Origin of the sequence: Oribacterium sp. oral taxon 078 str. F0263 (assembly GCF_000469565.1) — a bacterium.
Lineage (GTDB): Bacteria > Bacillota > Clostridia > Lachnospirales > Lachnospiraceae > Oribacterium.
In genome coordinates, this window is the sequence record NZ_KI273118.1 from 46426 (window position 1) to 55480 (window position 9055).

Consider the following 9055-nt stretch of genomic DNA (forward strand, 5'->3'; position numbering starts at 1 on the left):
ATACCGGGCCTTATGACACGCTCCTCCGTGAGCGGGAAAGAGGGCAGTACTTCGCGGAATCACTCTTGGCATCAGACCCATACTATAGCACCGCGTTATAGCTGCGGCAACATGAAATAACTGACATTCCAAAAAAACATGCTTTTCCCCGCCTGTCCCTGCCTCCGCCCGTAAAAGAAAAGAGCCGCCATCGGCAGCTCTCTCCGTCCGCATCCGGCTCAGTCAACCTGATACGGAAGCAGTGCGATATGACGCGCGCGCTTGATCGCGGTCGTAATCGCTCTCTGATGCGTCGCGCAGGTACCCGTGATCCTTCTGGGAAGAATCTTTCCTCTCTCGGAGATATACTTCCTCAGCGTGGCGATATCCTTGAAATCCACGGGCTTCGCCTTATCACTGCAAAACACACAGACCTTTCTTCTGCTCCGGAATCCGCCGGCTCTTCTCGGCCTCGCGGAGCCGCTTCTATCTGACTTCTGAAATGCCATATCTTCCTCCTTCATTCCGGGCGGCCAAGCCGCTCCCTTCCCGGTGAAGGCCCCCTCTCCCTTATCAGTTAAAGGGAAGTCCCTCATCCTCTACCCCGTCGGGTATATTCATAAATCCATCGCCGACTCCGCTTCCTCCCTCTCCGGAGGAATCGCTGCGGTAGGAATTCGTGCCGCGGTTCTGATACGTCCCGCCGCCCTGTCCCTTGCTGTCGGCGAACTCCTGATCATCCACAATTACGTCCGTTGTATAGACCGTCTGCCCCTCTTTATTCTGGTAGCTTCCCGTCTGGATACTCCCGGAGATCAGCATCCTCATGCCCTGATGCATATATTTCTCTGCGAATTCCGCTCTCTGCGCGAAAGCTACACAGCGGATGAAATCCGCCGTGGGCTGATTGCCGTCCTGGTTCCGCCGGCCCCGGCGGTCCACTGCGAGCGTATACCTCGCGATCGCCAGACTGTTCTCGCCCTGCGAATACCGGATCTCGGGATCCCTCACCAATCTGCCCATTAGGATGACTCTGTTCATATCTGCTCGCTTTCCGCCCGCGTTTTACTCTGCCTCTGTCTCTGCAGCTGCCTTTTCCTCTTCTGCCTTTGCGGCCACGAGCTTCTCCTCCGGCTTCACAACAAGATAGCGGATGACCGCCTCCATGATGCGGACCTGATTCTCGAGCTCGTTCGGGGTATTCCGATCTCCGGTGAAGGGGATGAAGTAGTAGTAGCCCTCTTTCATATGCTGGATCTCATAGGCCAGCCTCTTCTTGCCCCACTCCTCGATCTTCTCTCCCACGACACCATTGTAGCGGCTGATATATTCCTTGATCTTCTCAATGGCGGCCGCTCGCTCCTCATCGCTGAGCTTCGCGCTCAGGACGACACATAATTCGTATTGGCTCATCTGCCTTTCCTCCTTGTGGTCTCCGGCCTTCACACTCTCTGTGAAAGCAAGGATTTTCGATACAGTCTGATATCTTATCAGTTTTCAGAGCTTTCCGCAAGCTAATTCTTGTCTTCCCCCTGTTCGGGGATGCGTCCTTTCTCCTTCCGCGGCTCTTCCCTCAGCCCCGATCTCTCCCTCCCCTCCGCCTCATTCTCTCTCTGAAGAAGCTTTTTGAGACGGCGCCTGGGCAGTATGAGAAGATGTCCGCAGCCCCGGCAGCGAAGCTTCAACTCCGCGCCGACCCGGATCAGCTCCCAGCTGTTCTCCCCGCAGGGATGCTTCTTCTTCAGGAGAAGGATCTCCCCCGGGAAAAATTCTCTCATCAGATGTCCTCCGAGATATAGATCCTCTGCTTTTTCAGCCAGTCGAGGCAGTCCGCCTCATTTCTCTTTTCCGAAAGACCGCTGAGCTCGCAGAATCGATCCGGATCCGTGATTTTCATCATGATTTTGGGATCCTCGGGAAGTCCCTCCCCGGCCCCGTTTTCCAAGCGCTCCTCCCCGGCGATGAGCCTTTGGTAGGCACTGTTCCGGATGCAGTAAAGGCTGTATTCCCGAAGCCTCTCCTCGCTGATATGCCGCTCCCTTTGAAGTCTCCCGACCGTCCCGTAGCCAAAGGGCGTATAGATCGCCTCCTCCACGGGAATCAGGTAGGAAAGAGGCACCCTCTCCCTTTTCAGAATCCGGAAGGCCTCCTGGAGGAGCATCCGCATCATGCCCTGCCTCCGGAAGCGCTCCTCTGTCGCAACAGCATAGACATAGCTGATCTCTGTCTCCCGGGAAAAAAGCGAGATCCGGTAGGGATTTAAGTGAAGCATGGAGAGGACCTCTCCCTCCTCCTCTATACTCAGGATCCGATTGCCGCGGCAGCGCTCCCGGTAGTAAAAGTCCACGAAGGCCTCGGAGTCCTCCGGAAAGCATCTCCGGTAGAGCGCTGTCGTCCTCCGCTTTTCCTCCTCTGTATTAAGTATCCTGAGCGTCCGAGCCATATTGCCTGACCTCCGCCTCATACTGATCCGTCAGCTCCTTCTCATAGCCCGCAAAGTCCTTCTGCAGCACCATATATTTCCTCTCAAAGCCGATCGGATTATAGCTCTCCTTTGCCTTCCGAAGACCGGGCAGCCCCACATCATCCTCCCGGTTTACGATCTTCGCCTCCGGAAATTCATGGAGCAGAAACTGCTGATTTATAATCTGGTAAATCCCCGGAATCCTCGGGTTTCCCTTTTCGATGTCGATGCAGGCCATCCTCTCCCTCGGATTATAGGCCCCGATGGAGAAGGCCTCGAGTCTCCCGTCGATGAAGATCCCGCCGATCCTGTGCTCGATCAGGAAGCAATTCTGCAAAACCTCATGAATCCCCTTTACCTCGTACTCCAGGCTCACCTCTCCCTCTGTCTCGGTCTCTGCCCTCTCTTCATACCAGCGGTCCAGAAAATCCCAGACCAAAAGCTTGTCCTCACAGCGGATCGTGCGGTATTCCCATCTCCCCTCGTACTCTCTCATGAATTTATTGACGAGGTTCTTTTTCTTATGGAACTTCTTGCCGGGCAGGCTGCGGAGCTCCTCCGCATCATAGAGGTAGTCCTTGAAATCAAATTCCTCCTTTACGATGAAATTCTCATCCTCCATGAGAGAAAGCGCCGTGACAGCCTCCTCATCCGCGAGGTAGATCTTCAAAGGCTTTTTCAAAATCTCGTTGAAATAGCGCTTCGTGAGCTCAAAATACTCCCTCAGATCCTCCTCCCGGCAATAGGGCATCGCCGCAAAATATTCCTCCCCGTTCTGCATTATGGTAAGAAGGGCCCTGTCCTTTATGATGCATATCTTTGTATTGTAATACTCCGCCCAGAGATAGGTGTCCAGCGCGCCGCTGTCACAGCTCTTATTGGGGCGAAGGGAAAAATAAGGCGCAATCTCAGACGACTGTTCGGCCAAGGGCCTCGTAAACGTAAGATCCATAAATCCTCCTGAAGGAATGAAGATAGCCGCCGCTTCTTTCTCCGCAGCCGCTTTTGAAAAGCCGGAGGCAGGACCGAAAATTTCGGGGGAGCCGACGCACTGTGCTTCTGTAGGCTCCGTCCATCCTCTGGCTCCCCCGGCAGACCGCCGATTCCGCGCCGCAAAAGGAGTCGAGTCCCCGCAGCCTCCCAAAAGATCCGGATAACATTCCGGTCCTCCCGAAATCGGCTTTACTCCTTGAGAGTAGCACAATGCTCCCCGCCTGCACAGCCCCCATAAAAAGATAATATCCTTTTAAAGATATGCCTCCCCGCGGTAGAGGGAGAGAAGCTCCTCCGTATAGGCTCCCCCCTCCCCGTAGACGATGAGCGGGGGCTCGACATGAAGCTGCGGCCGCCCGCCCTTCACCGCCTCTAGGAGAAGGAGCTTCGCCTCCCTTCCCGCCCTGGAATGCACCATGCGAAGGCGCTTCGGTTCCAGCCCGCTCTCCCGAAGATCCGAGACGATATCCGTAAGCCTCTCCGCCCTGTGTACCAGGAAGAAGCGGCCGGAGGCCTTCAGAAGATAGGAAGCGGCCTCCGTGACATCGTGAAAGCTACATAAAATCTCATGCCTTGCGATCTGCCGCCCCTCCTCTTTGCTTCGGATCCCGCTCTTTAGATAGGGCGGATTGGAGAGAACGAGATCCATGCGGGAGGCGAGGGGAAAGTCGCGGATCCGCCGGATATCTCCCCGGAGGATCTGAATCCGCCCCTCCTGCCCGTTTAGAGCCACCGAGCGCTCGGCGAGATCCGCGGCGCTCTTCTGAATCTCCAGGCCGTAAAGCCTCTGCGCCTTTGTCTTTGCGGACAGAAGAAGGGGGATGACCCCGGTTCCGGTCCCGAGGTCCAGAAGCTGAGAACCCTCTCTCACCGCGGGAAGCGCATAATTTGCGAGCAGCACCGCATCCATTCCAAAGCAAAAGCCCTCGCTGTCCTGAATGATGCGAAAGCCCCGGCACAAAAGATCATCAATCCTCTCCGCCACTCTCCCTCGCTTCCCGCTCCGCGGCTTCCTCCTTCTTCCCTCCCTTTCGAAGGGAAGACTTCTTCTTTCCGGGTCTGAACTTCAGCTCCGAGAGCGCGTATTCCCGAAGCTCCTTCTCATCCTCCCGCTCCAGATCGACGATCACCTTGACCCTTTGATTCAGGACAGAGAGCGAGCTCACCTCCCCGCGCAGTCCCTCCGGCGTCGTCACATAATCCCCGAGGGAGGGGAGCTTCGAATTCAGGAACTCATAGACCTCCTCCTCATTCTTCAGGCAGCACATGAGCCTCCCGCAGACCCCGGAAATGCTGCTGGGATTTAAGGAGAGCCCCTGCTCCTTCGCCATGCGGATCGAGACCGGGGCGAACTCCGGCAGATAGCTGTGGCAGCAGAGCGGGCGCCCGCAGATGCCGTAGCCCCCGAGGATTTTCGTCTCATCCCGGACTCCGACCTGACGGAGCTCAATCCTCGTCCGGAAGATCGCCGCAAGATCCTTTACGAGGGCTCGGAAGTCGATCCGTCCGTCCGCCGTGAAATAAAAGAGCAGCTTTCCCCGGTCAAAGGTATACTCGACATCGATGAGCTTCATCTCCAGTCCGTGGCGGCGGATCTTCTCCTGGCAGACCTGGAAGGCCGCTCTTTCCTTACGGCTGTTCTCCTCCTTCCTCTCCCGATCCTCTGCGCTGGCCTTTCGTATGACCGCCTTCAGAGGCGGAACGATCTTATCCTCCGGGAGCTCCCGGTTCCCAAGGACGACAAAGGCGTATTCCACCCCCCGGGCCGTCTCAACGATCGCATACTCTCCCCGGCTGAACTCATTCTCTCCCGGCGAAAAATAGTAGACCTTCCCCGCCGTTTGAAATCTCACTCCGATTACCGTCACCATATCGTTCTCCCGGGACTCCCAGGCTGTCCCTCTTCCCGTCTTCCCATCGAAAATAGAAGCTGCTCCAGCTGAAGCTCTCTGTTGACATTCAGGGAGAGCTCCCGGACATCTCTCGCAAGCTCATCCGTAATTTTTCCAAGCTCCGAATAATCAAAGTCCGAGGCCATGCGGATGAGGGTCCCGGAGATTTCTCTCGCATAGAGGAGCTCCCGCCGCTTTGTACTTTTATAGCATAGCACATCCCGCAAAATAATTTCAAGAAAGGAGAAAAGCTCCCGGATCGGCAGCTTTTCCTCCGGATGCTCCTTCAGAAAACGGAGAATTTCCGAGGGAGCTCTCTCTTTGATCCCCGGGAGAAAATCGGAGAACTCCTTCGCCCATTCCTCTTCATAAAAGGACAAAAAGCGCTCTCTCGCGTCCCTCTCCCCCCCGGAGAATTCGATGAGCCGGGAGAGCACCGTCGGAAGGAAGGCCTCCCTCCCGCCGGAAAGAAGCAAAATCACGGCATACTCGGGCGGCTCCTCCAGGGTCTTTAGGAGAGCATTCTGTGCCTGCGCATTCATCTTATCCGCATCCATGATGATATAGATTTTATACTCCGCCTCGTAGGGGCGGATCTCCACGCTGTCCACCAGATTTCTGCGGATGTTATCGACGCTGATCATCTTCGGATGCTCCTCCGGCTTATCCGGCAGAAGGCGAAAGAGATCCGGATGCTCTCCGGCGCGAATCCGCTTTCTGACGCTCTCCCTCCACTCCTCCTTTGAGGGATAGGAGAGTCTCTTCCAAAGCGGCTCTTCTTCTCCTCCCTCCCTCTGAAGGAGCTCCTCCGCAAAGCGAAGAGCAGCCTCATAGAGCTGCTCCCTCTCCTCCCCGATCAAAAGATAGGCGTTTCTGACCTTATGAAGCGGTATCCGCAAGGATTTCATTGACACAAGCCTCCCATTCCAGATTCCGGTAGCGCCTGACAATCCCGGCCTCCCGGAGCTTCTCCTCCGAGAAATCCCGCTCGTCGAGGGAAAAGCGCCGCCAAAACTCAGTCCAGCTCGGCTTCTCCTGCTCCTCCTCCCTCCTTCGGGCCCTCTCCAGGCGAAGCTCCTCCGGAAGCTCAAGATAAAGAGGAAAGAGCTGTCCCTCTCCGAATCTCCCGCGGAGCTTCCGATAGCTTTCCAGGGTCCCGATGAGGAGATAATCTCCTCCGCCCGCTCGCCCGATCCTCCCGTCATCCACACTCGCATAGCGCCAGATGCCAAATTCGGTCTCATAGGAGCGCTCCTCCAGGATCTTCCCCGCCTCCCGCAGTCTCTGAAGCTCCCTCTCCGATACGAAATGGTACTCCGCTCCCTCTTTCTCTCCGCTTCTCATCGGCCTGGTCGTATAGGGAATCAGTCCCTTCCAGTCCGGCCGCGCTTTCCGGAGAGCGCGGCAGATCGTGTCCTTTCCGCTGGCGGATTTTCCCATAAGATAATAGATCATAGCTCCTTCCCTAAGTCCCCTTCGGTCCTTCGCGGACCGCGATCTCAGAGCCGGACTCCTTCGCCGCAGTCGGAGATTCCCCGATCACAGCGCTCTCCTTTGTCTTTCCTCCGCTCTCCTTCGAAGTGCTGCTCTGTGATGACTTTCCCGCATCCGAGGACTTCGTCTTCTGCGGCTCTGAGGACTTTCCGCTCTCTGCCGCCTTACTCGGGTCGCTCGCCTCAATGGCGTCCTTCTTCTCTTCCCCGCTTCCGCTCTTCCGGCTCTCCGAGGCCTTCGGTTTTTCCTCCGCAAGCGTCCCCTTATCCGCATCCTCCTCCGAGTCCGTCTCCCTCGCGGATTCCTCCGCTTTGGTCCGGCTCTCCGCTTCCGAGCTCTTCTCTGTACTCTCTTTGCTGCTTTCCGCCTCCCTTTTCTCCGAGGACTCCGTCTCTCCCCCGCTGCTCTTTGCCTGAATGGTCTCCGGAGTCTTCTCCTCACTGCTCTCCGCCTTACTGAGCTTCAGATCCGGAAAAGCAAAGCCGCTCACATTTTTTACGACAAAAATAACCGCGAAGACGGCGAGCAGCAAAAATACGATTGCTATGCAGACCCGCACAATGTCCCCGAAGGCCATCGTCTCCCGATCCTCCTGCCGTCCCGTCCTTCTCCGTCTCCTACGAGTCATTTCCTCTATCCTCCTCCAGCTTCACAGACAGCTCACCGTAGACAAGCGTACTGCGGCTCCCGTCCTCCTCGAGGATCTCCAGTCTCCCATCCGGAAGAATCGAGAGCGCCCTCGCCTTTCTCCTGCTTTTTCCCTCTGAAAGGATGATCTCCCTCCCCAAAACGATATTTCTCGTCCGATAGTCCTCGGGCAGCTCTCTCTCCTTTCCGAGCTCGATAAGCCCTTCGACAATGCGGGCCGCGAGCAGATTTCTGTCGATCCCCCGCCCCTCGGAGCGCCTTCCCAGAAGAGAGGCCGCCTTTCCGCGGATCTCCCGGGGATAGCCCTCCTCCGGCTCATAGAGATTGAGGCCGATCCCCACAATCGCAAAGTCGAGCTCCCCCGTCTCGAAATTCGCCTGTCCCTCGGAGAGAATGCCGCAGACCTTCCTCCCTCCCAGGTAGAGATCATTGACCCACTTGATGAAAAGGGAGATTCCCGAGACCTCGCGGACGGCCCGATAGACGGCGACAGCCGCCTGTGCCGTCAGAATCAGATTGTCCGAAACAAGGCCTCCCGGTTTCAGATAGAGACTCAGATAAAGGCCGTCTCCCTTCGGAGAAAAAAAGCTTCGCCCAAGCCTTCCCTTCCCCGCACTCTGATAATCGGTGAGAAGCACGGCAGGCGGCTTCAGAGCCCCCGAGAGGATCTGTTGTTTCAAGACATCATTGCTGGAGCTAAGCTCCGGCTCCACCTCTACGGAGACTCTCCCCCCGAGCATCGCGGCGATCAGCTCCTCCGAAAGAGGCTGCCCCTCTCCCGCTTCCAGACGATAGCCCCTGTTTTTCATCCCCTCTATGCGATAGCCCTCCCCGCGGAGCTTCTCGATGCATTTCCAGACCGCGGCCCGGCTGCAGGAAAGCCGCAGAGCGAGTTCCTCCCCGGAAAGATAATCCGGAGCCGCCCGATAAAGAAGCGGCAAAAGCGACTGACGAAGAGACATATAACCTCCGATCGCAGGATATCGGCAAAAAACCCCCAAGGCGGCACGGAAACTCTCCCTTTCGTGAGCGCCTCTGACAGAAGATCTTCCGCAGCGCAAATTTCCGGGCTGAGAGGCCGCGGAAAACGAAACAGCAAAGCAGCAGAGGATACAGCATATAATACAACAAAAGCCCCAAAATGACTATATAGTCATTCTGAGACCTTTCTGACGCCAACGAGGTTCGAACTCGTGATACCACCGTGAAAGGGTGGTGTCTTAACCACTTGACCATGGCGCCTTGCTCTCCTGCCGCATCTCCTGCTCAAGCATATCACAGCGGCTCTGAAGGAGGCAGAGCTCATGGAGACTCAAACAAGGGCATATACAGGAAAAAGAGGCGAAGACCGGATTCGGACCGGTGATCAGGGTGTTGCAGACCCACGCCTTACCACTTGGCTACTTCGCCATAAGATAGCGCCTCCAGATGGACTCGAACCAACGACACCGCGGTTAACAGCCGCGTGCTCTACCGACTGAGCTATAGAGGCATAAACTGAATATCTGAATCATATCATCCGGTAAAATATTTTGTCAAGATCCGATTCATTCCGACTATGGATAAGCCCTCGACCGATTAGTAG

At 56.3% G+C, this 9055-nt stretch carries 12 protein-coding genes and 3 tRNA genes; all 15 read right to left on the minus strand.

Features of this window, described 5'->3' with window-relative positions:
* Positions 1-218: 218 nt before the first annotated feature.
* Positions 219-488: a 30S ribosomal protein S18 gene (rpsR, locus tag HMPREF1986_RS06925; RefSeq protein WP_036599733.1), complete on the minus strand. Its 270-nt coding sequence runs from the start codon at positions 486-488 to the stop codon at positions 219-221.
* 64 nt (positions 489-552) lie between these two features.
* Positions 553-1020 carry a single-stranded DNA-binding protein gene (locus tag HMPREF1986_RS06930; RefSeq protein WP_009214327.1) on the minus strand — a complete coding sequence of 156 codons (468 nt, stop codon included), beginning with the start codon at positions 1018-1020 and terminating at the stop codon, positions 553-555.
* Positions 1021-1044: 24 nt separating this feature from the next.
* Positions 1045-1392, minus strand: a complete 348-nt coding sequence (rpsF, locus tag HMPREF1986_RS06935) for a 30S ribosomal protein S6 (RefSeq protein WP_036599702.1) — start codon at positions 1390-1392, stop codon at positions 1045-1047.
* Between the two features lie 101 nt (positions 1393-1493).
* The gene (locus HMPREF1986_RS06940) at positions 1494-1757 is read right to left on the minus strand and encodes a DUF951 domain-containing protein (protein WP_021774109.1); all 264 of its coding nucleotides are present in this window, start codon (positions 1755-1757) and stop codon (positions 1494-1496) included.
* Positions 1757-2422 (minus strand): GNAT family N-acetyltransferase, encoded by a 666-nt coding sequence (locus tag HMPREF1986_RS06945; protein WP_021774110.1) that lies wholly within the window; start codon positions 2420-2422, stop codon positions 1757-1759. Before HMPREF1986_RS06945 ends, HMPREF1986_RS06940 begins: the two co-directional genes overlap by 1 nt.
* Positions 2397-3395 (minus strand): DUF2156 domain-containing protein, encoded by a 999-nt coding sequence (locus tag HMPREF1986_RS06950; protein WP_021774111.1) that lies wholly within the window; start codon positions 3393-3395, stop codon positions 2397-2399. The genes HMPREF1986_RS06945 and HMPREF1986_RS06950 overlap by 26 nt, the downstream gene beginning before the upstream one ends.
* Positions 3396-3689: 294 nt before the next feature.
* The gene (locus HMPREF1986_RS06960) at positions 3690-4421 is read right to left on the minus strand and encodes a tRNA1(Val) (adenine(37)-N6)-methyltransferase (RefSeq protein ID WP_021774113.1); all 732 of its coding nucleotides are present in this window, start codon (positions 4419-4421) and stop codon (positions 3690-3692) included.
* Positions 4405-5307: a PSP1 domain-containing protein gene (locus HMPREF1986_RS06965; RefSeq protein ID WP_021774114.1), complete on the minus strand. Its 903-nt coding sequence runs from the start codon at positions 5305-5307 to the stop codon at positions 4405-4407. The genes HMPREF1986_RS06960 and HMPREF1986_RS06965 overlap by 17 nt, the downstream gene beginning before the upstream one ends.
* Complete coding sequence (locus tag HMPREF1986_RS06970) at positions 5301-6236, minus strand: DNA polymerase III subunit delta' C-terminal domain-containing protein (protein ID WP_021774115.1); 936 nt, start codon at positions 6234-6236, stop codon at positions 5301-5303. The genes HMPREF1986_RS06965 and HMPREF1986_RS06970 overlap by 7 nt, the downstream gene beginning before the upstream one ends.
* The gene (locus HMPREF1986_RS06975; RefSeq protein ID WP_021774116.1) at positions 6208-6783 is read right to left on the minus strand and encodes a hypothetical protein; all 576 of its coding nucleotides are present in this window, start codon (positions 6781-6783) and stop codon (positions 6208-6210) included. Before HMPREF1986_RS06975 ends, HMPREF1986_RS06970 begins: the two co-directional genes overlap by 29 nt.
* Before the next feature lie 10 nt (positions 6784-6793).
* Positions 6794-7450 (minus strand): hypothetical protein, encoded by a 657-nt coding sequence (locus tag HMPREF1986_RS06980; RefSeq protein ID WP_021774117.1) that lies wholly within the window; start codon positions 7448-7450, stop codon positions 6794-6796.
* A complete protein-coding gene (locus HMPREF1986_RS06985) occupies positions 7440-8432 on the minus strand; it encodes a biotin--[acetyl-CoA-carboxylase] ligase (protein WP_021774118.1) in 993 nt (330 codons plus the stop codon). Before HMPREF1986_RS06985 ends, HMPREF1986_RS06980 begins: the two co-directional genes overlap by 11 nt.
* 208 nt (positions 8433-8640) lie before the next feature.
* A tRNA-Glu gene (locus HMPREF1986_RS06990) sits at positions 8641-8712 on the minus strand.
* A 97-nt stretch (positions 8713-8809) separates the two neighbouring features.
* Positions 8810-8880, minus strand: a tRNA-Cys gene (locus tag HMPREF1986_RS06995).
* Between the two features lie 9 nt (positions 8881-8889).
* Positions 8890-8962, minus strand: a tRNA-Asn gene (locus tag HMPREF1986_RS07000).
* Between the last annotated feature and the right edge of the window lie 93 nt (positions 8963-9055).